The 25,680-nt window shown below is 58.6% G+C and carries 19 protein-coding genes and 1 tRNA gene; 9 read left to right on the forward strand and 11 right to left on the reverse strand.

Annotated elements, in window-relative coordinates; all coding sequences use genetic code 11:
* Nucleotides 1–448 precede the first annotated feature (448 nt).
* Entirely contained in the window at nt 449–1,918 is a 1,470-nt protein-coding gene (locus M9924_11530) for an RES family NAD+ phosphorylase (protein MCO5065029.1), read from the reverse strand.
* A gap of 319 nt (nt 1,919–2,237) precedes the next feature.
* Between M9924_11530 and M9924_11535 the strand changes: the two genes are divergently transcribed.
* Nucleotides 2,238–3,377: a hypothetical protein gene (locus tag M9924_11535; GenBank protein ID MCO5065030.1), complete on the forward strand. Its 1,140-nt coding sequence runs from the start codon at nt 2,238–2,240 to the stop codon at nt 3,375–3,377.
* A 94-nt stretch (nt 3,378–3,471) separates the two neighbouring features.
* The gene (locus tag M9924_11540; GenBank protein ID MCO5065031.1) at nt 3,472–3,936 is read left to right on the forward strand and encodes a hypothetical protein; all 465 of its coding nucleotides are present in this window, start codon (nt 3,472–3,474) and stop codon (nt 3,934–3,936) included.
* A 224-nt stretch (nt 3,937–4,160) separates the two neighbouring features.
* Here the strand turns inward: M9924_11540 and M9924_11545 are convergent, their stop codons facing one another.
* The gene (locus M9924_11545; GenBank protein MCO5065032.1) at nt 4,161–5,426 is read right to left on the reverse strand and encodes an abortive infection family protein; all 1,266 of its coding nucleotides are present in this window, start codon (nt 5,424–5,426) and stop codon (nt 4,161–4,163) included.
* A gap of 1,134 nt (nt 5,427–6,560) precedes the next feature.
* Between M9924_11545 and M9924_11550 the strand changes: the two genes are divergently transcribed.
* From M9924_11550 to M9924_11560, 3 genes are read left to right on the forward strand one after another with little or no spacing between them, the layout of a single operon-like run.
* Nucleotides 6,561–6,716, forward strand: coding sequence for a DUF3489 domain-containing protein (locus M9924_11550; protein MCO5065033.1), 156 nt, complete (start codon nt 6,561–6,563; stop codon nt 6,714–6,716).
* A gap of 27 nt (nt 6,717–6,743) precedes the next feature.
* Nucleotides 6,744–7,304: a DUF2924 domain-containing protein gene (locus M9924_11555; protein MCO5065034.1), complete on the forward strand. Its 561-nt coding sequence runs from the start codon at nt 6,744–6,746 to the stop codon at nt 7,302–7,304.
* A complete protein-coding gene (locus tag M9924_11560; protein MCO5065035.1) occupies nt 7,301–9,097 on the forward strand; it encodes a recombinase family protein in 1,797 nt (598 codons plus the stop codon). The genes M9924_11555 and M9924_11560 overlap by 4 nt, the downstream gene beginning before the upstream one ends.
* Before the next feature lie 249 nt (nt 9,098–9,346).
* Here the strand turns inward: M9924_11560 and M9924_11565 are convergent.
* Nucleotides 9,347–9,421 (reverse strand) — tRNA-Val (locus M9924_11565).
* 91 nt (nt 9,422–9,512) lie between these two features.
* The gene (locus tag M9924_11570; GenBank protein ID MCO5065036.1) at nt 9,513–9,875 is read right to left on the reverse strand and encodes a response regulator; all 363 of its coding nucleotides are present in this window, start codon (nt 9,873–9,875) and stop codon (nt 9,513–9,515) included.
* Nucleotides 9,876–10,071: 196 nt separating this feature from the next.
* Between M9924_11570 and M9924_11575 the strand changes: the two genes are divergently transcribed.
* The 3 genes from M9924_11575 to M9924_11585 all read left to right on the forward strand — a co-directional run bounded on the left by M9924_11575 (nt 10,072) and on the right by M9924_11585 (nt 12,981).
* The gene (locus tag M9924_11575; protein MCO5065037.1) at nt 10,072–10,962 is read left to right on the forward strand and encodes an N-formylglutamate amidohydrolase; all 891 of its coding nucleotides are present in this window, start codon (nt 10,072–10,074) and stop codon (nt 10,960–10,962) included.
* Between the two features lie 186 nt (nt 10,963–11,148).
* Nucleotides 11,149–11,922: a histidinol-phosphatase gene (hisN, locus tag M9924_11580; GenBank protein ID MCO5065038.1), complete on the forward strand. Its 774-nt coding sequence runs from the start codon at nt 11,149–11,151 to the stop codon at nt 11,920–11,922.
* Nucleotides 11,923–11,934: 12 nt separating this feature from the next.
* Nucleotides 11,935–12,981 carry a low specificity L-threonine aldolase gene (locus M9924_11585; GenBank protein ID MCO5065039.1) on the forward strand — a complete coding sequence of 349 codons (1,047 nt, stop codon included), beginning with the start codon at nt 11,935–11,937 and terminating at the stop codon, nt 12,979–12,981.
* Between the two features lie 146 nt (nt 12,982–13,127).
* Here the strand turns inward: M9924_11585 and M9924_11590 are convergent, their stop codons facing one another.
* The 6 genes from M9924_11590 to M9924_11615 all read right to left on the reverse strand — a co-directional run bounded on the left by M9924_11590 (nt 13,128) and on the right by M9924_11615 (nt 23,473).
* Complete coding sequence (locus M9924_11590) at nt 13,128–13,931, reverse strand: FkbM family methyltransferase (GenBank protein ID MCO5065040.1); 804 nt, start codon at nt 13,929–13,931, stop codon at nt 13,128–13,130.
* A gap of 159 nt (nt 13,932–14,090) precedes the next feature.
* Nucleotides 14,091–14,879: an FkbM family methyltransferase gene (locus M9924_11595; GenBank protein ID MCO5065041.1), complete on the reverse strand. Its 789-nt coding sequence runs from the start codon at nt 14,877–14,879 to the stop codon at nt 14,091–14,093.
* A 197-nt stretch (nt 14,880–15,076) separates the two neighbouring features.
* Nucleotides 15,077–15,868: an FkbM family methyltransferase gene (locus M9924_11600; protein ID MCO5065042.1), complete on the reverse strand. Its 792-nt coding sequence runs from the start codon at nt 15,866–15,868 to the stop codon at nt 15,077–15,079.
* A gap of 140 nt (nt 15,869–16,008) precedes the next feature.
* Nucleotides 16,009–17,463, reverse strand: coding sequence for a glutamate synthase subunit beta (locus M9924_11605; GenBank protein ID MCO5065043.1), 1,455 nt, complete (start codon nt 17,461–17,463; stop codon nt 16,009–16,011).
* Between the two features lie 67 nt (nt 17,464–17,530).
* Complete coding sequence (gene gltB, locus M9924_11610) at nt 17,531–22,255, reverse strand: glutamate synthase large subunit (protein MCO5065044.1); 4,725 nt, start codon at nt 22,253–22,255, stop codon at nt 17,531–17,533.
* Between the two features lie 273 nt (nt 22,256–22,528).
* A complete protein-coding gene (locus M9924_11615; protein MCO5065045.1) occupies nt 22,529–23,473 on the reverse strand; it encodes an alpha/beta hydrolase in 945 nt (314 codons plus the stop codon).
* A gap of 442 nt (nt 23,474–23,915) precedes the next feature.
* Here M9924_11615 and M9924_11620 point away from each other — a divergent pair, with 442 nt between their 5' ends.
* A complete protein-coding gene (locus M9924_11620; protein MCO5065046.1) occupies nt 23,916–24,386 on the forward strand; it encodes an Hsp20 family protein in 471 nt (156 codons plus the stop codon).
* Between the two features lie 96 nt (nt 24,387–24,482).
* Here the strand turns inward: M9924_11620 and M9924_11625 are convergent, their stop codons facing one another.
* Nucleotides 24,483–25,679 carry a DUF459 domain-containing protein gene (locus tag M9924_11625; GenBank protein ID MCO5065047.1) on the reverse strand — a complete coding sequence of 399 codons (1,197 nt, stop codon included), beginning with the start codon at nt 25,677–25,679 and terminating at the stop codon, nt 24,483–24,485.
* Nucleotide 25,680 lies beyond the last annotated feature (1 nt).

Consider the following 25,680-nt stretch of genomic DNA (forward strand, 5'->3'; position numbering starts at 1 on the left):
CACTTGCGAGGTTTTTGTGCCTTGGCGGCGTTCTTCGAGCTTCCAGCTGGCCTCTCGATGCCGCGGGTAGAGTGCCCCGTCTTCTGGCTTGGCCGTCGCCGGCTCCAGTCGACCATCGAATGGACTCCATGGCTGGTTTGAAGCCTACCTCAGTGGCACCTGGCTCACCTCGAAGCTTGACACGATATTTCCAGGATCGGACGTATTCACATGGCGACCGGCAGGGATACGACCGACGTCACACTGTCAAAGCTTCGGGTCAGCTTCGAATTTCGAAGTGATCAAAGATGAAGTCGCGTAGGTCTGGCGGATACGTCTGCTTTGCGCCCCCATCCCGGTCATTCATCCCCTCAGAAACTTCTACCGGAAGCGGACATGCTTGCCGCCTAAGCGATCGTGGGTTGCTCCGCGCTCTCCACCGGTACTCCTCCCCTGTGACCTACCAATTTCAGAATGGTTCGTCCTTTGCATCAAGCTTCGCCCATCGATATCGCCTGACCGGGTGCTCATCCGTCTTGAAGCCGACGGCCTCCACGACGTGCACCGTGATGCCTGCAGGATCGACCTTAAGCGTGATCTCGCGGTTATCGTAATTCGTCCTCAGCTCAGCCCAATCGATGGCTGACGGATCGAAGAAGCTAGGTGTCGCCGGCTTCTTAGGCTCTGGCTCGGGCGGCGGCACGCGCTCGATTACGGTGTACTCGCGTTCGGGACCATCCGCTGTGTCATGGCAAGTATCAGCACTGAGGTCGGTGCCTTTGGGAATATCCATCTCTTCGGCGCGCGACGCCTTTTGAAAGAGCACCACGTTGACGCCCTCATTGCCGGCTTGGACGGACGGGAAGATGATTCCGTCCAAGGGAACTTTCCCTTCGGTAGCGAGATAATCAGCGATGGCCTGCGTCGCCAGATATTCACTGTCCTGGTCATCGGGCATGACGGGCCGCGCGATGCGCCCCGTAAGCTTGCGCAGGAACATCACCCGGCCCAGACGCCGCGCGTAGCCCGGATCGAAGATGCTCCCGCCTTCGCTGATTTGCTCCAGCTTGTTGAGGTCAAGCAGGCGAAGCGGCCGAACGATCTCAAAGCGGGCGATTGCCACCTGGCTACCGACGGGCGGCCGTACCTCCGCGAGAGCGATATGAGGCTCGGTCGCGCCATAGAATGTCGAAATCCCCTTGGCGTTCATGCGGCCGGCGGCCGCGAGCGACGATGGCGGTGCGCCCATTCCCCGGTCGGGGCGCATCAAAGCGGTCTTCAGCTTGTCATCCGATTGGAAGGCACGCGCACGGAATAGCTCGCTTAGGGCCGTACCCGGCCCAGCATCGACAATTAGAGTTTCGCTGTCACGCGTGCGGAGCTGATCGATGTCATCGAAGAGCGCGGAGAGCTGTGCGGCAGCCGTTCGGCTGAAGAAGCGCGCTTCGGATTTTATGGTCCGCTCAAAGAGTCGCCAGCCCTCTTGCCACTCTTCATCGCCCGGCATGATCTCTTCGTAGTGCGCTTCTTCAGCAAAGGGCGTTTCCTCGCCCATCTGGTCCATTTCGAAGTCGTCGTGCTCATAGGCCAGAATTGCCTGGATGTCGCCAGCGGCCTCCTCGGGAATGTCGGCGGCATTCATGATCGCATAGATCGTCTGCTCGCCCTCCCGCTCCCATGAATAGTCGATCTCCGGATCCTTCTGCATGGCCCACTCGAAGCCATCGGGATCGGTGGGGGTGCGCGTATAATGATCCTCGAAGGCGTGTTCGATGCACCCAGCCATCTCTTCGAGCGTATAGGATTTTCCGCTCTCGCCGCAATAGTGGCACACCCGATCGGCGCCATCACGGCTGATCTCGTCGGAGAGATATTTTTCCCCGACACAACCAGCGCAAATTGCCTTCTCTTGCAGTTCTTCCACCTGCCAATTCTCCATCCCAACTCCTTCATCGTCATGCAACTTTACCAACTGCGCGCTTGCCGATCATGACAAAAAAAATGTCCGACCAGGCGGGGGCGGGATGGCGACGAGCTCGACAGTTGGTTAGACCGGTGCCGTCGCTGCCGCCTCCGGAGTGTGGTCTGCCAGGGGCTCTGGAGGGCGTAACTGAAGTTTCTCAGCGCCAGCTTGAATTCTGCGGCAAACAATGGGTAACTTTTCGAATCGCCGCTACTCGGGGGAGACGGTGCGACCACCAAAGAATGCCTGGCCGGATACCGCTGGAAGTAGAGGTATCCTATTCTTTGCACAGCTGATGAGCGAGATGCTCATCCCGACTACCTTTGAAAGCTTTCGCGTCTACTCTCTGGATACGAACGCGCGTCTGAAGGAAGCGCTCCAGCTTTGCGATGATGTGAGGCGGGAGCGGGTTCCACAGGCAGTTCTGGAACCAATTGTCGAAGAGTTGACCTGGTCTTTCGGGAAGGACTCGGCCGCAAAAGATTTAGCGGAGCAGGAAATCGCTTCGCTATCGAAGATTATGAAAAGTAAAGGCTTTTCCATTGAGGCGATGGCTTCCCACATTCGCCTGATCCTGAAGCTGATTTCCAGAGCCTACAAGAGTAAGCTGGAAGAGCTGATCCTTGCCTGTTTCGACCAGCCTAACCAAAAAATCGAAGTTCGTAAGCTTGCTGGATTTTACTGTAGCCACCTCATCAATCTCGGATACTCACGACGGTATGTCCTGAGCGTTGTCGATGAGTTCTTTTTCTCGGAAGACATCCAGCGCATCGGCCGCAGCACCTTGTCCAAGTTCTTTCGCGAGTTCGATGGCAAGGAGAAGCGTTTCATTGTCCTCGCGGCCGTGACACGGGACCTTGGCGCATACCTTCAGAGGCTCGGTTATGTGATCCGCCTCAAGGAGGACTTCGAGAATGAACAGATCGATACTCTCCAGCTGAATCCTGGCCATGAAAACCTGCCCGCCGTTCTTGAAATTCAGCTGTCCCACCTGGACCCACACGGGGCCATGGATTCCTGCTATCAGCTGCTCGGTGCCCAGCGGGCGATTGCCTACCTTGATCCCTACGGGATGCAGGTCGAGTGGGGCCACACCATGCATGTTACCCGACTGCGGGCTCAGCAGGGCGTGGCTATCACCAAGGGCGACTTCCTCTCGGCACGAAAGCGAACGGCGAGTGCCAAGACGCCGATCCGCAGTAAGACGATCAGCAACTACGCGCGGAGCATCAGCGAGAATTTCGATGCACCTTCAACCGAGCGGCTGCTTAGCTCCATCAGGACCGCCGCACTGGCGCGGACATCGGGCAGTCCGGAGAACCAGCTCATATCCCTCTGGTCAGCAGTGGAGGTCCTTCTGAGCGAACCCCAAGGACGAAGCGAGAATCGTTCATTATGCATCCCTGATCGCACCATGCATTGTGTCCCGTCATAGCCGCCGACAGGTCAATGCGGTCTATGAAGAACTCCTTATCGGACACCGAACGAAACTCAACCGGCTGCTGCGGGCAATGCCGGAGTACAGGGAGATGCAAGGCTATCGGGCGTTCTCGCAGCTCATGTTCCTCCCCGAGCACGCCGACCGCCGGACGATCCTGACCGGCATCCTAAAGGACAACCCTTTAGCCCTTCACAGGGTTTGGAAGCTCCAGAATGACTATAAGGATGTGAAGTCGGCAAATCGGACGATTTGCGACCATGCGGACCGCGTCCGTTGGCAGATCCATCGGGTTTACAGGGCGCGTAACCAGCTTGTGCACGCCGGGCGGACGCCGAGCTACCTCGAGTCGGTAATACTCAACCTGGCCGAATACTATCGGTCTTCGATCGCTACGATCGTGAATCGAGCCAAACAAGAGGACGGAAAGTCTGACATCGATCAAATCGTTGCCGAGATCGGCATCAAGTACGGCATTTTCCGAGACGTGTATGCCGGCCGAGCAGCGGCTCCCTTGACCTCCGAACAGGTGGCGATGCTTATGGACTGGCTTTAGCTCGCATCTGAACGGCCGCTTCTAACAACAGCATTTCGTAAGCTGCCAGTCCGTTCTCGGCCCGATGTGCCAGAATGAATCCTTCTCGGGATGGACGGTCAAAGGATTCGTATAGGTCTCGATCTGGTGGAAACCCGCCTCCATGTTAAACGATCACGAGAACTTTCTCTCCGCCATAAGCAGACACGGCCCGGCGGTTTCCGCCCCAACGCCCATGAACAGATTTATACGTTGGACTCGTCGGCTTTTGGTGCTGGCCGTTGGTGATGCGTTTCGGTCATGAAGTCGATGAATGCAACCGCCGCACCGACCGCCAGTCGGGCATGCCGGGGTTCGAGACCACGATGCTTTCCGTCGCGGCCATGTCCGGAGCCGTAAAGGCCGCGCAGCTCCGCGAGATACTGCGTGAGTGCCGTGAGATTGCGCAGGATCAGACGAACCGTCTCGGCACCTTTCGCCATGTCCGGAATACCTTCCGGAACCAGCTTCAGTTCTTTCGCGAGAAGTTTGGTCAGCTCCGGCAGATCGGCCTTGCGCGAGACCTCGATGCCGCGCTTGGTCAGGATCGTCTTGCAGCAGGTTTCGACAAGGTCTTTTGCCGTGCCGATCGCAAGCGCAGGATCACGTTCCACCGCGTTTTCGAGTCGCTGGATTTCCTTTTGCATCCACCCGGCATCCAGCGCATCCGCCACTGTCCGCGCCCGCGATGCGGAACGGCTGTCGCCCGCCAGGGCACGCTGTGGGACGAAACGCGGCCGACCGGCGATCTTTTCTTCTTCGATGAGCTGCCAACCTTCCAGGCGCAGTTGGTCGTTGAAATCCTCTACGAGCTTAAGGGCAGCGTTCCGGTCGGGCCTCACAACGGGGTGGACCATCTCACATAGGAACCGTAGGAAACCGTCGGTTGGTCCCTGCAACAGGTTGAACCTACGATCGCCGAACACCCAATCGTCATCCCAATCCTCCGGGTTGTTGATGCGATGCTGCCAGATGTCACCTGCTGCGTCCTTGAAGCGTGAGTCGTTCGAGGGAAGCGCCTGAAGGTCGTAGAGGCGTTGAAGAAATTCAACTTCGCCGAGCCTTCCGCTCCAAGGCACATTGTCGAGCTTTAATCCGTCAATGATATTTTGCCGAACTTCGCGCGATAGGTCCTCGTTGCTATGGCGCCATTCAGGGTGTGGCTGCACTTTCGGGGCGATCGTGACACCGAACCAATCGGTGCTGAACTGTTCGATCACTGGTTTGAGCCGCGATGCGATCTGCTCTTCAAGCAGTTCCCGCTTGGAGCCAAGTGCGGCGTAGGCGGTAGGGTTAACCTGAAGAGTGAACGTCCATATCCGTGTCCCTCCGTTCCAATTGTCGTAGCCCGTCTCCTCGATTCTCGGTGTAGCAACTTGCAGGACATGGGCGGCATCCGTCAGCCCTTCGGCGGACAGCATCGCTGCCGCCGTCGCGAGGTAGCTTTCGGGGTCTTCGGCGACATCCTTCATTCGTCCTCCGGCAGTTGCCGAGCGAATGCGCGCGATCAGGGATCACGCACTAAACGGCGGCTTCTAGCGATTTACTACCAAAACCAGACAGCCAGCAAATAGCCCCCTTTACGATCGGAGGGCAGCCGAAGGAACGGCGGGTTTCGGGCGGCGATAGGCGCAGCCGGAACGGCGACTTGGAAGTCGTGAGCGGTCTAGGCAAACTTTGCCTGTTGAGCCGATTTAGAATGGCAGCTTACCGCCGAGCGCTTCCCACATCCGGACCGTCCGGACACGGCCCCACTTCGGCCGTCGAGTAATTGGCATTTCCATTGCCGATTTGCGTACCGAACATTGCTTTCCGCCTCCACTCGACTTGTTCCGCAAAGGAAGCACTGTGCTTTGGAAGGAGCATGACAATGGGGAATGGGCGAGTTTTGAACAGTGGGGCGACTATGCACTCGGTGCTTGGAGCATTGGACGATATGGAACCGGATTTGCGCCATCTTGACGGTTTGATCGCCGCCTTTCAGATTCCTGGTGAGGGAGGCGATTCCATTGAACCTGTCGCGATTTCCTCGGTTGCCCGTTCCGCGCGTGGGACGCTGGAGGAACTTGAACGAAACTGGCGGGTCGCCATACGTGCCTTGCAGGAACACTAATTAGGGTTGCCCGGTGCAACTTTCGACTGGACTTCGCCTGCAAGCAGAGCATTGCTGTTTAGCAGGAACCGGGTCGCGAATGACCCGGCTGCCGTAAGACGGCCATCAAGGCCACCTCTCCGCCCGCGTCTTATGCAGGCTTTGGTCAGTGCGGGCTCCAGTTTGTTGAAGCCAGATACCAATGGAGAGAATGATGGCACTGACAAAGGAATTTTTTGTAAGTGCAGCCGAGACAGCGTCCAAAGCTGTTATAGCCGCAGCCCCTTCGGCCGGCGCTGACGGGAAAGCCAGCCTCAGCTATAGGACCAAGACCGCCAAAGAAACTGCCACGGAAACCGCAACCCACTCCTGCAGGATTGCTACAGACAGATCCTGCAAGATTGCGGCATCTGGAAAGGCCGTCAATGCTGGGCAGCAACCGGCTCGATCCCCGGACACAAAAACCGCGACCGTCCTGAAGAAGCTGAGGTCGCCCCAAGGCGCGACAATTGGAATGCTCATGAAAGCAACCGGCTGGCAGGCTCATTCGGTCCGTGGCTTTGTCTCGGCGGTGGTGAGGAAGAAGCTCGGCCTAACGCTCGTCAGTGAGATCGGCACGGATGGTGTCCGCCGCTATCGTATCGACAATGCTCCGAACACGTCGAAGTGATCGCACATGAGTGATCGGACCACAGGAATGGCAACGAAGCTGGAGCGTGAGCTTGAAGGGCTCGCGACAATGTCGCGCGAAGAACTGGTCGCACGGTGGCAGGTAGTCTTTGGCTGCCTGCCACCCGTCGGAACACGGAAGGATCTGCTCGTCTATGCAGCTGGCTGGCATATCCAGGTTAGGCGGCTGGGAGGTTTTTCGGGTGAGGTGAAGCGCCTGCTGCGCCATGAGGTACAGCGGATCAAAGGGGAATGCCGAAGGGGTCGAGTTGCGGCCATCCAGACGAAACGGGAAGACAGTTCTGTATCGATCGTACTGTCCAACGAGGTAGGCACTCCATTTACCACCGCTTCCGCTGGCGCAACTTCGGACGGTGAACGCTCTCCACCGTATCCCACATCGCCTGTGGAACGACGCCTCCTTGTGCCTGGAGCTCGGCTGCTGCGAGACTGGAATGGCCGGGCCTATGTGGTCGATGTGATCGAGGAGGGCTTTCTCTACGAGGGGGTCACCTACAGATCACTCTCTGCAATAGCGCGTCGGATTACTGGCGCGCGTTGGTCAGGACCAAGGTTCTTCGGGCTATGAGCGGTAAGAGCCGACTTCGCTGTGCCATCTATACCCGTAAGTCAACGGAGGAAGGGCTGGAGCAGGAGTTCAACTCGCTTGATGCCCAGCGCGAAGCCTGTGCGGCTTTCATCACCTCGCAGATCGGCCTGGGATGGAAGCTGGTGCCGGACCACTATGCCGATGGTGGTATATCCGGCGGCACGATGGAGCGACCGGCACTGCAGCGCCTTCTTGCCGATATTGGCGACGGTAAGGTCGACATCGTGGTTGTCTACAAGATTGACCGGCTGACCCGATCGTTGATGGACTTTGCCCGCATGGTGGAGATCTTCGATCGCCACAAGGTCTCCTTCGTCTCGGTGACGCAGCAGTTCAATACCACCACTTCCATGGGCCGGCTGACATTGAATGTGCTTCTGTCCTTTGCGCAGTTCGAGCGGGAAGTAACCGCCGAACGCATACGCGACAAGATCGCTGCCTCTAAGAAGAAGGGCATGTGGATGGGTGGTACCATCCCGTTCGGCTACCGAGTGGAGAGCAGGAAACTAATCGTCAACCAGGTTGCAGCGGTGGAAGTCAGGACCATCTTCGATCGCTATCTGGAACTCGGCTCCGTTCCTGCGCTGGCGCAAGAGCTCAACGGCCAGAGACGTGACGATGACGCTCTCCCATCCTTGCTTCATGCTGATACGGGGCAGGGCCGGCGCCGAGTAGCGAAGACAATCGGCAAGGGCAAGCTCTATTACATGTTGTCCAATCCTATCTATGTGGGTCGCATCCGACATGGCGCAGAAATCTACGAGGGCGAGCATCCAGCGATCATTCCGGACGATATTTTCAGCGCGGTTCAAAACAGACTTGCCGATCAGGCACCGCGCCAGCGAGGCAGGTCGGTTCAGCGCGACATCCATCTTCTGAACGGTCTGTTGTTCGACGAGACTGGTGATCGGCTGAGCCCCATCCATGCGACCAAGGCAGGCAAGCGGTATCGTTATTACATCTCCAGCCGGCTGAAGAGCGGTAGACGGGAGCAGCAGGATGGCTGGCGCATTCCAGCATCCGAGATCGAATCGATCGCGCTTCAAGAGCTCAACAAAGTTCTGTCCGATGAGGTCTTGCTGTCAGAATGGATGGCGGCAACACGCCGGATAGATCGTATCGAGCCGGGATTGGTGAAGGCCAGGCAGGTAGGGGTTGCACTGGAGAGTGCGCCGGCCTCATCAAAAGAAGTCCGCACAATCATCGGCGTAGGGATTCGCCGCATTGACCTTGCCGCCGATCGTCTGTGCGTTGCTATGGACAGGAACGCCATCACTGATTGGCTAATGGATTTGCCTTCCATGCTAGATGACACTCGCTCAGTGGATATTATCGGATCAGGCAAAAACCGACGCTATGGCGTAGCAAAGAAAGCTACAGAGCCAATCGCAATCGACGATGCGGATTATCATATTGTGAATCTGCCGCTTTCCATCCGCCAACGTGGTGTCGAGCGGCGACTGGTAATAGAAGGGCAGGGGTCATCCCATCGCCGTCCCGACCGGCCGTTGATTGCGATGGTGGCTCGGGCGCATGCCTATCTGGAAGCACTTACAGATGGGCAGGGATTTGGTCGCAAAGATGTTGCAGAACGCTTCAGCGTGCATCCAGAAGATGTCAGCCGACTGTTGCCGCTTTCTTTCCTCTCTCCGCGTATAGTCGAGTCAATCCTGACCGGCCAACAACAGCCCGATCTGAGCGTGCGTCATCTTACCCGTAATATCGATCTGCCGATCAACTGGGCAGAGCAAGGCAGGTTGCTCGGCATGTGAGTTACACGCTGACATTCTGAAAATCAGTCAATCCGCATTACACCAGCATCACTGCGATCAAGCAAGCATAGCCCGCCTGACATAGTGGACAGCAAAAAGCCCCGACAGAGACGGAGCCCGCAAAAGCCGACGGAATCTCACGTTCGGGCTCAGTGCTTCCCACTATGTGCCGTCTCAAAGCTACTAAGCCTCGGAAAACACGGGGCTATTTGCAGACGCTCACAACAAGCCAGAAAACTAGGGACCGAATGGTGGGCGTGACAGGGATTGAACCTGTGACCCCTACGATGTCAACGTAGTGCTCTCCCGCTGAGCTACACGCCCATTCGCGCCGCGCATACACCACTTTTGGTTCGGGCCGTCAATAGCCGTTCTCCGCGAAATCGATGCGAATGCGGGTCGCCGAACTGCCAGCCTAAGCAGCTTGCAGCATCTTCTCAACTTCCGTGACAAGTTCGCGAAGGTGAAACGGCTTGGACAGTATCTTTGCGTCGCGCGGAGCCTTGGAATCAGGGTTCAACGCGACGGCGGCAAAGCCGGTAATGAACATCACCTTAAGGTCGGGGTCGATCTCGGTTGCCCGCCGCGCAAGTTCGATACCGTCCATTTCGGGCATCACGATATCGGTCAGCAGCAGGGAGAAGGGTTCCTCGCGCAGACGCTCAAAGGCGCTGGCGCCATTATCGAAATCGATCACCTGATATCCTGCGCGCTCCAGGGCTTTCACCAGGAAGCGGCGCATGTCCTCATCGTCTTCTGCAAGCAGAATGCGCGCCATTGAATTCGTATCCGTCCGGCTTCGGTTGGCCGAAGCATTCCCAAATTAACCATCATTCATATGTCCGCGGGATGGTAAACATCAAGTGAATTTAGCCCAAACTAATCCGCGTGGGTGACCGATTCGATCGCGCTGGACACCCGCCTGTGCAAATGGCAGTTTGGGTCATGGTTCAAGCGAACAACGGAGTGCAGGCGTGAGCGTTTCGGAGGATTTTTCCCCCGCGCAGGCGTTCACAATCAGCCGTGCCGCCGAGCAGAGAGTTCCGTTCGTCTTCAACTCGCCTCACAGCGGACGGCGCTATCCCGAAAGGTTCATCGGCCTGTCACGCCTCGATTCGCATTCGATACGGCGCTCCGAGGATTGCTATGTCGACGAATTGTTCGCCTGCGTTCCCGCGCTCGGCGCGCCGCTTCTCGCGGCGCATTTTCCGCGCGCCTATCTGGACGTCAACCGTGAGCCGTGGGAGCTCGATCCTCGCATGTTTCTCGATCCGCTGCCGCCGTTTGCCAACACGCGTTCGCCGCGTGTGGCCGGCGGACTGGGCACCGTTCCGCGCCTGGTGGGGGAGGGCGCGGAAATATATGCGCATCGCCTCCCCTTCGCAGAGGCTGCTGACCGAATCGAATTGCTGTACCGGCCATACCACGCCGCATTGAAGGAATTGCTCAAATCGACGCGCAGCATGTTCGGATACGCTGTCCTGATCGATTGTCATTCCATGCCGGCGGGCGTGCGCCTCGGCGACAATGGCGTGCGGCCCGATTTCATCATAGGCGACAGGTTCGGCAGTTCGGCCTCGCGCAGCCTTTCGGAAGCGGCGATCCAGTTGCTTGCGGAGCGCGGCTTTACCGTGGCACACAATCGACCCTATGCGGGCGGCTACATCACGGAACATTATGGCAGGCCGGCACAAGGTATCCATGCGATCCAGATTGAAATCAATCGTGGCCTCTATATGGATGAGCAAAGCCTGCAACGGACCGAGGGTTTTTCAGCCTTATCGGCGGAAATAACGGCCTTCGCCGCCGACCTGATGGCCCTGCCGGATTACTATTTCGGGGATTTGCCGCTGGCGGCGGAGTAGACCAAAAAAGAACCGCACCGTTTGCGCGATGCGGTCAAGTCTAGGGAGGAAACGCCCAAGCTGGGCGCGGACAGAACAAACTGTCCAGGAAGTAGACTATGTTGCGACGCACAAATGTCAAGCGTTCCTATTCGCATTCGCAGCATCAATTTGTTGACGTTAGGTAAGTTCGGCAAAGAGGGCACCTTGCACATCGATCCGGAATTCATGCGCCGCATCGCGGCGATTGCGGCGCGCGAGTCGCTTCCGCGCTTCCGCCAGAGGGGCGATGTGAGCAACAAGGTGCAAGGCGGCTTCGATCCAGTAACCGAGGCGGACAGGCAGGCCGAAAAGGCAATTCGCGCGCTCATCAACGACTCATATCCGGGCCACGGCATTCTGGGTGAGGAATTCGGCGCGGAGAACGCTGATGCGGAATTTGTCTGGGTGATCGACCCGATCGACGGGACGCGTTCCTTCATCTCCGGCATTCCGCTGTGGGGAACATTGGTCGGCCTCACGCGTAACGGTGACGCGATTGCCGGAATGATGGCGCAGCCCTTCATCGGCGAATTGTTTTACGCCGACGGCAAAGGCGCCTTCTACGAAGGCCCGCATGGCAAGACCGCTCTTGCCACCAGCGCGACGGATTCGCTCGGCGCGGCAAGACTTTGCACAACAACGCCAAAGCTTTTTGTCGGCGACCAGTTGGCCGCATTCCAGCGACTGGAAAGCGCGGTCCAGCTTTCGCGCTACGGAACGGATTGCTACGCCTATGTCATGGTCGCGGCGGGGCAGATCGATCTGGTGGTGGAAACGGCCTTGCAGCCATACGACATCGTTGCGCTGGTCCCCATTGTCGAGCAGGCCGGCGGCGTGATCACGAATTGGGACGGCGGACCGGCCGAACTGGGCGGCGGCATCGTGGCGGCGGCCAATCCGCGCCTGCACGATGCTGCAATGGCAATCCTTCACGCTTGACGGAAATCTGACATGTTCTTTGCATCCGACAATTGGGCAGGGGCGCATACCGCCGTGTCCGCCGCACTCGCCGATGCGGCGGGCGGGTTCGATCCCGCCTATGGCAACGGCGCCTGGGACAAACGGGTTGCGGCCCGGTTCAGCGAAATATTCGAGCGTGATGTCGCGGTGTTTTTCGTCGCCACCGGCACTGCCGCCAATTCGCTTGCGCTGGCCTCCCGCTCGAAGCCGGGCGGCATGGTGTTCTGCCATGCGGAGGCTCACATTCTTGAAGACGAGTGCGGTGCGCCGGAGTTCTTTTCGTCCGGCCTGCGGCTGCATGCCGTGGAGGGCGATCGCGGCAAGATGAATCCTGCGGCATTGACGGAGGCGATCGGTCTTTTTCCTCCGGGCGTCGTGCATGGCGGGCGCCCGGCTGCGATTTCGATCACGCAGGCGACCGAAATCGGAACATTGCACTCCTTGGATGAAATCGACGCAATTGCCGCAGTCGCGCGCGCGCATGAATTGCCCCTCCATATGGACGGTGCACGTTTTGCCAACGCGCTCGTCGTGCTGGAGTGTACGCCCGCCGATATGACATGGCGGCGCGGCGTAGACCTGCTCTCCTTCGGAGGCACGAAGAATGGTTGCTGGTGCGCCGAGGCGGTTGTGCTGTTCGATCCGGCGCGCGCGGCCGAGTTCGCGTTTCACCACAAGCGCGGAGCGCAACTCTTCTCCAAGTCGCGCTTTGTTGCCGCCCAATTTGAGGCGTATCTCGCTGACGATCTTTGGCTTCGCAACGCGCGCCACGCCAACGCGATGGCGGCGCAGCTTGCAGAGGCGCTTGACGGGCTGCCCACGGCGCGCCTCGCATGGCAGCCGGATGCGAACGAAGTCTTTCCGATCTTGGGAAAAGATACTGCCGCCCAGCTGCGCGCAGGGGGCGCGGCCTTCTACGATTGGCGCGCGCCGCATTGGTATGCCGCGCCCATCGCCGATGATGAAGTGCTGTGCCGCTTCGTTACGAGCTTTGCGACGCGCAAGGACGACATTGAGCGCCTGCGCTCGCTTGTGTGACGCAAAGACCAGCGTGAAATTCGGCTACTTCGCGTTCCAAATGTAAGGATGATCCGTCGGACTCTGCACCTTGCGCATTCCCGCTATGTTGCTTGCGACTTCGCGCGGAAAAGCGATATTGTTGAGTCAGTTTGCTTCGCAGGAACTCAGGCACCGGCCTCATTGTGGTGCCATGTTCCACGTGGGTGCTCATATATATCCGTGATCTTTTTGAGACCAATCACTTTCATTTTTCTTTCCGTAGGAATTGAAAATACATTCGGATTTATATAGTCTTCAAATATCTTTATCTCTTTTTTATTGTAGTTCTCGGAGTTGTACGAAGGGAAAAGCTGCCAATAGCAATCATATTCTATCTCTTGTAGTAATTTTAGAATATTTTCAGAAACTGTACCCGGATCATTATTCTCAATAAGCATGACCGGACGGTTCCTACCGATCAAGTTCATTGCCCCGCGCAGAACAAATATCTCCATGCACTCCACATCCATCTTAATCACCGAGGCATCTCGCGCTAGGTGAATACTGTCGAGTTGTTGCAACGCAATCGGTGTATGAGTGACCGAGGCTTGTTCGTGTCTGAGGAGATTTTCGAGACGGAGAGCTCCGAAATTCTGTGGGGAATCGTAGTTAAAAGAAGGCATATCGACCAGGCCGCGCGCCTCGCCAAGTGCCATGTTCAACGCCGTCACATTGCTAAGGTTGTTGATGGCGATATTGGCGGCGAGCAACTGGAATATGGCTGGTTGAGGTTCAAACGAGATCACATGTCCTGTTGGCCCGACTGCTTTTGACATTGCGAGCGTGTGGTAGCCGACATTTGCGCCGATATCCAAAACGACCATTCCAGGTTGAATGATCTTTTCGAGCAAGTCGATCTCGTATTGCGACCACTCGCCGTATTCGACGATGGAGCGCCCGACATAATTGTCCGAGGCAGCGACGAACATGTCGCCATATCGGGTCTGCGCTCTTATCGTCCGCAAGCCGGTTTCTCCAGTACGATAATATTAGATTGTCCTTATTTTCAGTAAGCCCGATTCTGAAAAATTGCAACGAGCGTAGTCGAGCCGCGGCGCCGCAATCTGTCCCACCCGCGTGAAATTGGGCTACTTCGCGTTCCAAATGTAAGGGTGATCCGTCGGATCCTTCACCTTGCGCATTCCCGCTATGTTGCTTGCGACTTCGCGGGGAATGGCAAGGTTGTTCACGCAACTTTCGTTGCCGAAAATGTTGTTGCTGTTCTTATTAAAGTTATTCTTTTCGAAGGACGAGGAAACTTGCCAATAGCAGTCGTAGTTAATTTCTTCGAAGAAGCTGAGTAGCTTCTCAGAGTCATTTCCGGGCAAATGATTTTCGGCAAAGATAACCGGGCGCCTTTTTTGAATGAGTTCCGATCCACCCCGCAAAACGGCGAGTTCCATACCTTCCACGTCCAGTTTCAGTACGGAAGCATTTCGAGCCGGTGCGATGTCATCGAGTCTCAGCAAGGTGACGGGCGTGTATGAGATGGGCGCCTTTTCATCACGAAGAAACTCACGCACTCTGAATGCGCCAAAATTCTGGGAGACCTCATAGTCCAATTGCGGCATATCGACCAAACCGCGAGTATCTCCGAGCGCCATGTTCAACGCTCTAACATTGCCAAGTTCGTTGATCGTAATGTTGGCGGCGAGCAATTCGAATATTGCCGGTTGCGGCTCAAACGAGATCACATGTCCTGTCGGCCCGACCGCCTTTGAGAAGGCGAGTGTGTGATAGCCAACATTTGCGCCGATATCCAGAACGACCATTCCCGGTTGAATGATCTGCTCCAGCACGCGTATTTCGCTTTGCGACCACTCGCCATATTCGACGATGGAGCGCCCGACATAGTTGTCTGATGCCGCGACGAACATCTCACCGTATCGGGTCTGCGCTCTCAACGTCCGCAAGCCGGTCCCTCCAGTATGAAAACATTAGAATATTCTCATAGTTATTGCGCCCGATTCGAGAAAATTGCAACGAACGTAGCGGGGCTGCGGTGCCGCAAGCCATGAATGACTATTGCGGCCTTGTTATCCTGCCGAATGATGCATGGTTGGTCGCGCCGGTTCTATCTCCGCAGAGTAATCGCCGAAGGATGCTCAGATATGCTTTGCACTTTTTGCAGCCCTTCAACCCTGCCCACAAATTCTCGCGGAATCGCAAGATTGTTAAAGCTCCCGAACTCGGCAAACCTGTTGATCGGGTTCTGTCTGTAGTTCTCTCGACTATAGATCTTTGAGTACTGCCAAAAGCACTCGTATTCCATAGACATGAGGAAGTTCAGCAATTTTTCTGAACTCTCGCCACGGTCGTTATTTTCGAGCAACATTGCGGGTCTGTTTTTACTCAGCAGTTTCGGCGCACCCTGAAGTATGGAAAGCTCCATTCCTTCCACGTCCATTTTTATCACTGACGCATTTTGCGCCAATGCGATATCATCCAGGCGTTGAACGGAGATTGGTGTGTAGACGATTTCCGCGTTCTCTTCCCTGAGCATCTTTTGCAGCCGCAAAGCGCCAAAATTTCCGGGGTTCTCATATGTATATGGCGGGATGTCCACAAAGCCGCGCTTCTCACCCAGAGCAACATTAAGGGCGGTGACGTTGCTGAGCTGGTTGATGGCGACATTGGCCGAGAGCAACTGGAATATGCCGGGCTGAGGCTCGAATGATACGACCCTTCCCGTGGGGCCTACGGCTTTCGACAGTGCAAGCGTGTGATATCCGACATTTGCGCCCACATCCAGCGCGGTCGCGCCGGGTCGGATCAACTGTTCGAGCAGGGTGATTTCGCTTTGCGACCACTCGCCATATTCTACCAGGCTGCGACCGACGTCGGTGTCCGTAGCAGCGACGAACATCTCACCATATCGGGTCTGCGCTCTTATCGTCCGCAAGCCGGTTTCTCCAGTATAAGAACATTATATTATTCTTATACTGCATGCGCCGGATTTCCAAAAATTGCAACGTGTGCGGTCAAGCTGCGGTGCTCCAATCCGCGCTAGCGGGGCAGGACCGTCGATCCCATCAGCGTCTCGTCAATGGCTGCTGCCGCTTGGCGGCCTTCGCGGATCGCCCAGACGACCAGCGATTGACCACGCCGAACGTCGCCCGCCGCGTAAAGGCGGTCGATGTTGGTGCGATAGTCCTGATCATTGGCCGACACATTCTGCGAACGTCGCGCGTCCGTGGCGATATCGAGCTTGCCCTCCAGTTCGGCGGTGACGCCGCCCTGGATCGGACCTGCAAAGCCGATGGCGATGAAGGCAAGATCGGCCCGGATCACAAATTCGGTGCCTGCGATAGGCTTGCGCTTTTCATCGACCTCGCAGCACTTCACGCCGGTCAGTTCCCCGTCCTCGCCGATGAATTCCAACGTAGCGACCTGAAATTCGCGCTGCGCGCCTTCGGCCTGCGAAGACGAGGTGCGCATTTTTGTCGCCCAGTAGGGCCAGACCGCCAGCTTGTCTTCTTTTTCGGGCGGCTGCGGGCGGATGTCGAGCTGTGTGACACGCACCGCTCCCTGCCGGAACGCCGTTCCGACGCAGTCGGACGCCGTATCGCCGCCGCCAACCACGACGACATGTTTGCCGCCCGCGACTATGGGTTCGGACTGCCAGGCGACAGACTGGATGTCTTCGCCCCCGACGCGCCGGTTCTGCTGAACCAGATAGGGCATGGCGTCATGCACGCCATGCAGGTCTGCGCCCGGAATGCCAGCGGGGCGAGGTGTTTCAGACCCGCCGCAGTAGAGCACTGCGTCATGTTCGGCCAGAAGGTCCTCGACCTTCTTGTCCACACCGACATTGACGCCGCAATGGAAGGTCACGCCCTCGCCGGACATCTGCACGACGCGTCGGTCGATATAGTGCTTTTCCATCTTGAAGTCGGGAATCCCGTAGCGCATCAGCCCGCCGGGACGGCTTTCGCGTTCGTAGACATGAACGTCGTGCCCCGCCCGGCCAAGCTGCTGGGCGGCGGCCATTCCGGAAGGACCGGAGCCGATGATTGCAACCTTCTTTCCCGTTTTTCTTTCCGCAGGGTAGGGGCGCACATAGCCGGTTTCATACGCCTTGTCGGCAAGCGCCTGCTCGACAGTTTTGATGGCGACCGGAATGTCCTCGAGGTTCAGGGTGCACGCTTCCTCGCAGGGCGCGGGGCAGATGCGTCCGGTGAACTCGGGAAAATTGTTGGTCGAGTGCAGGTTGCGGATCGCCTGCTCCCAGTCGCCATTGTATACGAGATCGTTCCAGTCGGGGATCTGGTTGTGGATCGGGCAACCCGTCGGCCCATGGCAGAACGGAATGCCGCAATCCATGCAGCGGGCAGCCTGTTTCTCAACCTCCTTGTCGGACATCGGAAGCGTGAACTCGCGAAAATGCCTGATGCGATCCGATGCGGGCTGGTACTTGTGCACCTGCCGGTCGATCTCAAGGAAACCTGTTACCTTGCCCATGTCAGTCCCAGTTCTCTTGGACGGAGTTCTTGCTCACGCCCTGGATTTCGTATGATCGGAAGCGGATTTATTCCGCAGCGACGCCCATGCGCATCCGCGCCATTTCTTCCAGTGCGCGTTTGTATTCGACCGGCATGATCTTGCGGAACCTTGGTCGGTATTCCGACCAGTTTTCAAGGATCGTCTTTGCCTTGGTCGAGCCGGTATAATGTACATGGTTTGAGATAAGCTGGTGCAATCTCTCCTCGTCATGGATGGTCATATCACCGGACACGTCCACGCGTCCCTTGAAGTCGATGTCGCCGCCATGGTGATGCAGTCGCTCCAGCAGCGCGTCCTCTTCCGGCACGGGCTCCAGCTCGACCATCGCCATGTTGCAGCGGGTTGCAAAATCGCCTTCCTCGTCGAGCACATAGGCAACGCCACCGGACATGCCCGCCGCGAAATTGCGGCCAGTCTTGCCGAGCACGACGACGATGCCGCCCGTCATGTATTCGCAGCCGTGATCGCCGACGCCTTCCACGACAGCTGCCGCACCGGAGTTGCGAACGGCGAAGCGCTCGCCCGCGACGCCTCGGAAATAGCATTCGCCCTCGGTCGCGCCATAGAGCACGGTGTTGCCGACAATGATCGAATCCTCGGCCACGATCCTTGCATCGTCCGCAGGACGGATGATGATCTTGCCGCCCGAAAGACCCTTGGCGACATAGTCGTTGCCGTCCCCGATCAGTTCGAAGGTCACCCCGCGCGCCAGGAATGCGCCGAACGATTGCCCGGCAGTGCCGCGCAGCTTCACCGAGATGGTGTCCTCGCGCAGCCCCTTGTGCTTGAAGCGGCGGGCCACTTCGCCGGAAAGCATCGCGCCCGCCGAGCGGTCCACATTCCTGATGCCGACATCGATCTCGACCGGCTGGCGCGCGTCCAGCGCCGGCTTCGCAAGCTCGATCAGTTTGCGGTCGAGCACGTCGTCGATCGGGTGCTTCTGGCGCTTGGTCCAGTGCGTTTCTTCCGTGGGCACGTCCGGCTTGTAGAACAGCTTCGAAAAATCGAGGCCTTTGGCCTTCCAGTGGTTGATGAGGTCGCGCTTTTCCAGAAGATCGGTGTCGCCAACAACCTCATCCATGTGCCGGAAGCCCATCGCCGCCAGCAGTGCGCGCACTTCCTCCGCCACATAGAAGAAGAAGTTGATGACGTGCTCGGGCGCGCCCTTGAAGCGCTTGCGCAGGACCGGATCCTGCGTTGCCACGCCCACCGGGCAGGTGTTGAGATGGCACTTGCGCATCATGATGCAGCCCGCCGCGATCAACGGCGCGGTCGAAAAGCCGAACTCGTCCGCACCGAGCAGCGCTCCGATGACGACGTCGCGGCCTGTGCGCAACCCGCCGTCGACCTGCAAGGCCACGCGCGAGCGCAAGCCGTTGAGCACGAGCGTCTGGTGCGTTTCCGCCAGTCCCATTTCCCACGGCGAACCGGCATGCTTCAGCGAGGTGAGCGGCGATGCGCCGGTCCCGCCATCGTAGCCGGAAATGGTGATATGGTCGGCGCGCGCCTTGGCAACCCCCGCCGCAACCGTGCCGACTCCCACTTCAGACACCAGCTTGACCGAAATGTCCGACGCCGGGTTGACGTTCTTCAGGTCGAAGATGAGCTGCGCCAAATCCTCGATCGAATAGATGTCATGGTGCGGCGGAGGCGAAATCAGTCCGACGCCGGGCGTGGAATGCCGCGTCTTGGCAATCGTCGCGTCCACCTTGTGGCCGGGCAACTGGCCGCCTTCGCCGGGCTTTGCGCCCTGCGCCACCTTGATCTGGATCATGTCTGAGTTGACCAGATATTCCGTGGTCACGCCGAAACGGCCCGATGCCACCTGCTTGATCGCCGAGCGTTCGGGGTTTGGCTTGCCGTCGGGCAGGGGGAAATAGCGGTCGGGTTCCTCGCCACCTTCTCCTGTGTTCGACTTCCCGCCGATCCGGTTCATCGCAATTGCCAGCGTGGTGTGGGCCTCGCGGCTGATAGAGCCGAACGACATTGCACCTGTGGAGAAGCGCCGCACGATGTCCGCCGCGCGCATCACCTCGTCCAGGGGCACCGGCTTGCGTCCGGTTTCCTCGGCCATCCTGATCCTGAAAAGGCCGCGCACGGTCTGCGCGCGCGCGCTCGAACTGTCGATCTGCTTCGAATATTGCTGGTAGGTTTCCCACGATCCCTTGCGTACGGCGTGCTGCAAGGTGGCCACGGCATCGGGCGACCACATATGCGCCTCGCCGCGCATGCGGAACATGTATTCGCCTCCGACTTCGAGGCTGCTGGCCAGCACGGGATCGTCGCCGAAGGCGTCGGTGTGGCGCGAGGCCGTTTCCGCCGCCACTTCGTTCAGGCCCACGCCTTCGATCGTCGTGGTCGTGCCGGTGAAATATTCATCCACGAATGGCGTGGACAGGCCGACGGCATCGAAGATCTGCGCGCCGCAATAGGACTGGTAGGTCGAGATGCCCATCTTGGACATGACCTTCAATATGCCCTTGCCGATGGACTTGATGTAGCGCGACACAACCTCGTAGGGGTCGACCTCGGCGGGCATCTCGCCGCGCTTGTGCATATCGAGCAGCGTGTCGAAGGCAAGATAGGGGTTGATCGCTTCGGCGCCGTATCCCGCGAGGCAGCAGAAATGATGCACTTCGCGCGGCTCGCCTGATTCTACCACCAGCCCGACGGATGTGCGCAGACCCTTGCGGACAAGATGATGGTGCACGGCTGCGGTCGCCAGCAGGGCAGGGATGGCGATGCGATCCGGCCCCACCTGCCTGTCCGACAGGATGATGATGTTGTAGCGACCCGCCACAGCCGCCTCGGCACGCTCGCAGAGGCGCTCGACCGCACCCGCCATGCCCTCCGCGCCCTCGGTGGCCGCATAGGTGATATCGATGGTCTTGGTGTCGAAGCTTTCTTCCGTATGGCCGATGGAACGGATTTTTTCGAGGTCCGCATTGGTAAGGATCGGCTGACGCACCTCAAGCCTTTTGCGCCTCGACGTGCCGATCAGGTCGAGGATGTTGGGGCGCGGGCCGATGAAGGAGACGAGGCTCATCACCAATTCCTCGCGGATCGGGTCGATGGGCGGGTTCGTCACCTGCGCGAAATTCTGCTTGAAGTAGGTGTACAGCAGCTTGGACTTGTCCGACATGGCCGAGATCGGCGTGTCGGTGCCCATGGAACCCACGGCTTCCTGGCCCGTCACGGCCATCGGTGCCATAAGCAGCTTGAGGTCTTCCTGCGTGTAGCCAAAGGCCTGCTGGCGATCGAGCAGCGACACATCCTTGCGCAGCGCGCGGGGCTCGACGGGCTTCAAATCCTCGAGAATGAGCTGCGTGCGCGCCAGCCACTCCTTGTAGGGATGCTTGTGCGCGATTTCCGACTTGATTTCCTCGTCGGAGATGATGCGTCCCTTGACGAGGTCGATCAGCAGCATCTTGCCAGGTTGCAGCCGCCACTTGGTAACGATGTGCTTTTCCTCAACCGGCAGCACGCCTGCCTCGGAAGCAAGGATCACGCGGTCGTCGTCGGTGACGATGTAGCGCGCAGGGCGAAGCCCGTTGCGGTCGAGCGTCGCGCCGATCTGGCGGCCATCCGTGAAGCAGAGCGCCGCTGGACCGTCCCAAGGCTCCATGAGCGCGGCATGGTATTCGTAGAATGCCTTGCGGTCCTCATCCATCGACTTGTTGCCCGCCCAGGCTTCCGGGACGAGCATCATCATGGCGTGGCTCAACCTGTAGCCGCCCTGGAACAGGAATTCGAGCGCATTGTCGAAGCAGGCTGTGTCCGACTGCCCCTCATAGGAAATCGGCCAGATCTTGGAGATGTCGTTGCCGAACAAATCCGAATCGACGGACGCCTGCCGCGCGGCCATCCAGTTGTTGTTGCCGCGCACGGTGTTGATCTCGCCATTGTGGGCAAGCATGCGGTAGGGGTGCGCCAGCTTCCATGAGGGGAAGGTGTTCGTCGAAAAACGCTGGTGCACCAGGATCAGCGCCGATTCAAAGCGTGGATCGCTGAGGTCCTTGTAGTAGGCGCCCACCTGATAGGCGAGGAACATGCCCTTGTAGACGATGGTGCGCGAGGACAGCGACACGCAATATGCGCCGATGTCCTTGTTGTCGTTCTCGGCATAAATCCGACCGGAAATCACCTTGCGCAGGATATAGAGGCGCGCTTCATATTCCTCGTCGTCGACGATTTCGGGCGACCTGCCGATGAAAACCTGCCTGTGGAACGGCTCCGATGCGACGATTTCCGGCGCTTTCGACAGGGAGGCGTTGTCTACCGGCACATCGCGAAAACCGAGAAGCGTAAGCCCTTCGGAGTTCACGCTCTCGCGGATGATGTCGTCTATGTGCTCGCGCGTCGCCGCGTCCTGCGGCATGAACCAGTGACCCACGCCATACTGGCCGAGTGGCGGCAGTTCGACACCCTGCTTTGCCATCTCCTCGCGGAAAAAGCGGTCGGGAATCTGCACGAGCACGCCCGCGCCGTCGCCGACCAGCGGATCGGCGCCCACCGCGCCGCGATGCGTTAGGTTTTCGAGCATGAACAGCCCGTCCTTGACGATCTGGTGCGACTTGATTCCCTTCATCTGCGCGATGAAACCCACGCCGCAGGCGTCATGCTCGTTGCGCGGATCATAGAGCCCTTGTTTGGCGGGCAGGCCGGGAAGGTTGGTGTTTTTGACGGTCGCCGCATTCGTCTGCGCGGCGAGCCTCGGCTCTGTCACTGCAGATGGCGTCATGTCCGTCATCGTCCTTCCCTCCGTTTCGGCCCCGTCAGGCGTCAAATCCGATCTTAGGGCCAACAGTCCGGCCCGCCAATGCGACCCACACCAAAAACCGGATCGCGCAAACGCTTCAATCCGGCAGGTGAATAAGATAAATAAGACAGCAATACTGTCCTATCTTTCTATGTCAGAAAAGCAGGCCGCGCACAAGAAGGATTCGAAAAGTCAGCGCGCCTTTGTCGAAACAAAATGTCGCGCCGGGGTGTCTGGAAGCAAACTTGTGAGTGTGTGGGATTGTCAGGAAGCAGATCCGGGTATGTAGGCGTCGAACGCGGCCCAGAATTGTTCGAGGTAGTAGTCGCGCTCCTGCAGGATTTCGTGGCGTGCACCGTCAATGGTCACGCAATAGCCCGAGCGAAGGCGGCGCGCATATTGCTCTATGGCGCGGCTCGACACGACCACGTCGGCTCCTGCTGCGACAAACAATGTCGGGATATGCAGGCGGGCGGTGTAGTCCGGATCGCTGACGAGGCGCGCGGCATCGGCTGCGGCATGCATCCAGGTGATTGTCGGTCCGCCGAGCGACAGTCTCGGATGGGTGGTGAAAAGCCGAACGTTCCGCTCGTATCGTTCAGGATCGGACGTCACGTTGTTGCGTTCGAAAGGGGTGGGCTTCCATCGTCCGCCCGTCGCATAGAAATTCCCAAATCCTGCAAGCTTCAATACTGACGCCAGGCGGCGAATCGAACCGGCGGAAACCGACAGGCTTCCGAGCTGGAGCAATGGCGCCAGAAGCACCATCCGCTCGATGCGGTTGTTGAGAGCGGGGGCCGCGCGCAACGCGATGAGCGCGCCTGTCGAATGGGCGAGAACATAGTAGGGTCCACGACAATCGGGCAGGACGACTTCGCGGAAAAAGCTGTCGAGGTCCTCCGCATAGAGGTCGAAATCGTCGACATGGCCGCGCAGCGGGTCCGTCAATTCCCGGTCGGAAAGACCTTGTCCGCGCCAGTCGAATATCGCCGCACCGAAGCCGCGTTTTGACAGCGAGCGGACCGTTTCGAAATATTTCTCGATCGGCTCGTTGCGCCCGGTGAGCACAAGCACGGTGCCTTTCACGGGCCTCCCGCCCGCTGCAAAAAGGGCATAGCGCAGGCGCTTGTTGCCCCGTGCAACGATGAAGCCGGAATGGGCCGCTTCCGGAATCTCATTGCCGGCGATTTCGAGCAGAAAATCTCTCATGTGACCTTCGATATGCCGCAGGTTCTGACCCTAGGCGACGATTGCTGCATATCGGTAAATTTTAGGTCTTATCCTCATGAATGGCTAAGCCTGAAAGAAAAGACCGGAGACGTTTTCAGGCGTCTCCGGTCTGTTGCGGTTCCGGAAGGAAGGGACGTTACGCCCGGAACCGGCCCATCGCAGCGCGCACCCCAAGCCCCGCACGCCAACGCATGAGTCGTACGCAATCTGGCTGAACTTTCCTGAATGGCGTCGTAAGGCGTCGTTCATCTGGCGTTCATCTTCGCGGAGTCGCGGCGAAGACCTCTTGAAATCGCGGTTCGGCAAACCCAGATCACTCATGCGGTCGCCATTGGACGGGGCCGCTGATCCCTCGGAACGCCAGAACGGGTTTCGGACGCGATCACAACGCAAGAATCGTTGCTCAAAGGAGAACCAAACCATGCGTCACGTTGATTTTTCGCCGCTTTATCGTTCAACCGTTGGATTTGACCGGCTGTTCAACATGCTTGATACGCTGGCGACCCCGGAAGGCGGCCAGACCTATCCTCCCTACAATATCGAGCGCACCGGTGAGAATTCCTACCGGATCTCCATGGCGGTGGCCGGCTTCTCGGAAGACGAGATTTCGATTGAGGCCCATCGCAATGTGCTGACCGTCAAGGGCGAGCGCGCCACCGAGACGAGCGGCGAAGGCTCCGAGATCCTGTATCGCGGCATCGCCTCGCGTTCGTTCGAGCGCCGCTTCCAGCTTGCCGATCATGTCGAGGTGAACGGTGCCGCTCTCAAGAACGGCCTGCTGCATATCGATCTCCAGCGGAACATTCCCGAGGAGTTGAAACCTCGCAAGATCGACATCGGCGCAGGCGATTCGAAAGCCCGGCAGATCGAAGCCAAGGCGACCAAGCAGTAAGCTTTCGGTCCATTTGTTCCTGGATTAGAAAAGGCCCCCGGCATGTCCGGGGCCCTTTTTTTGTTGGCCACCGCGTTCCGCTCCCGCCGTCGCGCGCTACCGCCGGATCGCGGTGGTCGTTTCGATCTGGACCGACGGAACCAGTTCCTGCTGGCGGCGCAGCCATGAGAAATCGTCCGCGCGGCCCGGTATCGGCTGCGGCAGCGCCAGCGGCTTTGCCTGTTGCGTGCCCCGTGTCGGAACTGGTGCGGGCTGTGCGCCCAGCAATTCGGTGCCGCCGTCCATCTCCGGATCGTTGAGCGACATGGGCGGGGTTCGGTCGGGCAGTTCCGTTGGCCCGATGGGTCCCGCCTCCGGCAGGTTTTCCGCAGGCAGGCCCGATCCCGGCGCGCCAAGCCCAAGCAGCTTTCGCAGCGGCTTATCCGCATAGAAGGCGAGTTTCGCCTTGCCCTGCCGGGTCATGTTGATGCCGTCGCTTGCCCGCAACTTGACGGGCTGGCCGTTCACGTCGGGTCCGGTCTGGACATAAGAGCCCTGCTCGTCGGCAAAGCCGTCCCAGATATCGATGAACTCACCCTTGTTTGCGAGCGCGGCAGCGCGATAGAGATCATTGAAAGCGAGCATGTCCGAGGTCATCTTGCCGGTCTTGAACGAAGGCATGCCCATCCAGAGATAGGGGACCTTCCTTTCCTCGAGCATGTCAGCGAGCGCACCGACGCGCGCCCTGTATTCCTTCAGCCAGTTTTCGGAGCGCACGGCCTCGCTTACGTTGTTCACCTTCATCTGCTGGCGGTCGTTCGATCCCATCATGACGATGACGGCGGCGGGTTTTTCCGCATCCAGCATAGCCGGAAGCTCGGTGTTCCAGTTGAAATAATCCTGGCGAACAAAGCCGGACGACCCCTTGGAAAGGTCGAGGACGCGAACCGTGGCGTCCTGCGCGAATTGTGCCTGCAGGCCCTCTGCCAGACCGCCCGCGAGGAAGTCGCCGACGACGAGGACCGACCTTGCGTCCGGCTTCTTCTCGACGATTTCGACCTGCGGCTCGGCGGGGGTATCTCCCGTTGCCGTCCGGCTTTTCTTTTTCGGGCGCTTCGCCCCGCGCGGCTGTTGCTCGGGAATGATGTAGTAACGACGGGGCTTCGGCCTGAAAATGTCGAACAGGCTCCATGGCCTGCGCAGCAATTCCTGCGCCGACGCGGTCGAAATTCCGGCATCGACAAGCGTGCCGGCCAGAACCGCCGCCGTCACACAGGTCGCAACGGCACAACGCAGTTTTATCGATGGCTGCAAC

The organism is Rhizobiaceae bacterium, from assembly GCA_023953835.1.
GTDB lineage: Bacteria > Pseudomonadota > Alphaproteobacteria > Rhizobiales > Rhizobiaceae > Mesorhizobium_G.

Excerpts from the sequence above, each read along its gene's own strand:
- M9924_11570 (MCO5065036.1), bottom strand. The coding sequence starts at position 9,875 with ATGGCGCGCATTCTGCTTGCAGAAGACGATGAGGACATGCGCCGCTTC.
- M9924_11530 (MCO5065029.1), bottom strand. The coding sequence starts at position 1,918 with ATGGAGAATTGGCAGGTGGAAGAACTGCAAGAGAAGGCAATTTGCGCT.
- M9924_11555 (MCO5065034.1), top strand. The coding sequence starts at position 6,744 with ATGGCAACGAAGCTGGAGCGTGAGCTTGAAGGGCTCGCGACAATGTCG.
- M9924_11595 (MCO5065041.1), bottom strand. The coding sequence starts at position 14,879 with ATGTTCGTCGCGGCATCAGACAACTATGTCGGGCGCTCCATCGTCGAA.
- M9924_11585 (MCO5065039.1), top strand. The coding sequence starts at position 11,935 with ATGTTCTTTGCATCCGACAATTGGGCAGGGGCGCATACCGCCGTGTCC.
- M9924_11600 (MCO5065042.1), bottom strand. The coding sequence starts at position 15,868 with ATGTTCGTCGCTGCTACGGACACCGACGTCGGTCGCAGCCTGGTAGAA.
- M9924_11605 (MCO5065043.1), bottom strand. The coding sequence starts at position 17,463 with ATGGGCAAGGTAACAGGTTTCCTTGAGATCGACCGGCAGGTGCACAAG.
- M9924_11615 (MCO5065045.1), bottom strand. The coding sequence starts at position 23,473 with ATGAGAGATTTTCTGCTCGAAATCGCCGGCAATGAGATTCCGGAAGCG.
- M9924_11535 (MCO5065030.1), top strand. The coding sequence starts at position 2,238 with ATGAGCGAGATGCTCATCCCGACTACCTTTGAAAGCTTTCGCGTCTAC.
- M9924_11590 (MCO5065040.1), bottom strand. The coding sequence starts at position 13,931 with ATGTTCGTCGCTGCCTCGGACAATTATGTCGGGCGCTCCATCGTCGAA.
- M9924_11540 (MCO5065031.1), top strand. The coding sequence starts at position 3,472 with ATGCAAGGCTATCGGGCGTTCTCGCAGCTCATGTTCCTCCCCGAGCAC.
- gltB (MCO5065044.1), bottom strand. The coding sequence starts at position 22,255 with ATGACGGACATGACGCCATCTGCAGTGACAGAGCCGAGGCTCGCCGCG.
- M9924_11560 (MCO5065035.1), top strand. The coding sequence starts at position 7,301 with ATGAGCGGTAAGAGCCGACTTCGCTGTGCCATCTATACCCGTAAGTCA.
- M9924_11550 (MCO5065033.1), top strand. The coding sequence starts at position 6,561 with ATGCTCATGAAAGCAACCGGCTGGCAGGCTCATTCGGTCCGTGGCTTT.
- M9924_11545 (MCO5065032.1), bottom strand. The coding sequence starts at position 5,426 with ATGAAGGATGTCGCCGAAGACCCCGAAAGCTACCTCGCGACGGCGGCA.
- M9924_11620 (MCO5065046.1), top strand. The coding sequence starts at position 23,916 with ATGCGTCACGTTGATTTTTCGCCGCTTTATCGTTCAACCGTTGGATTT.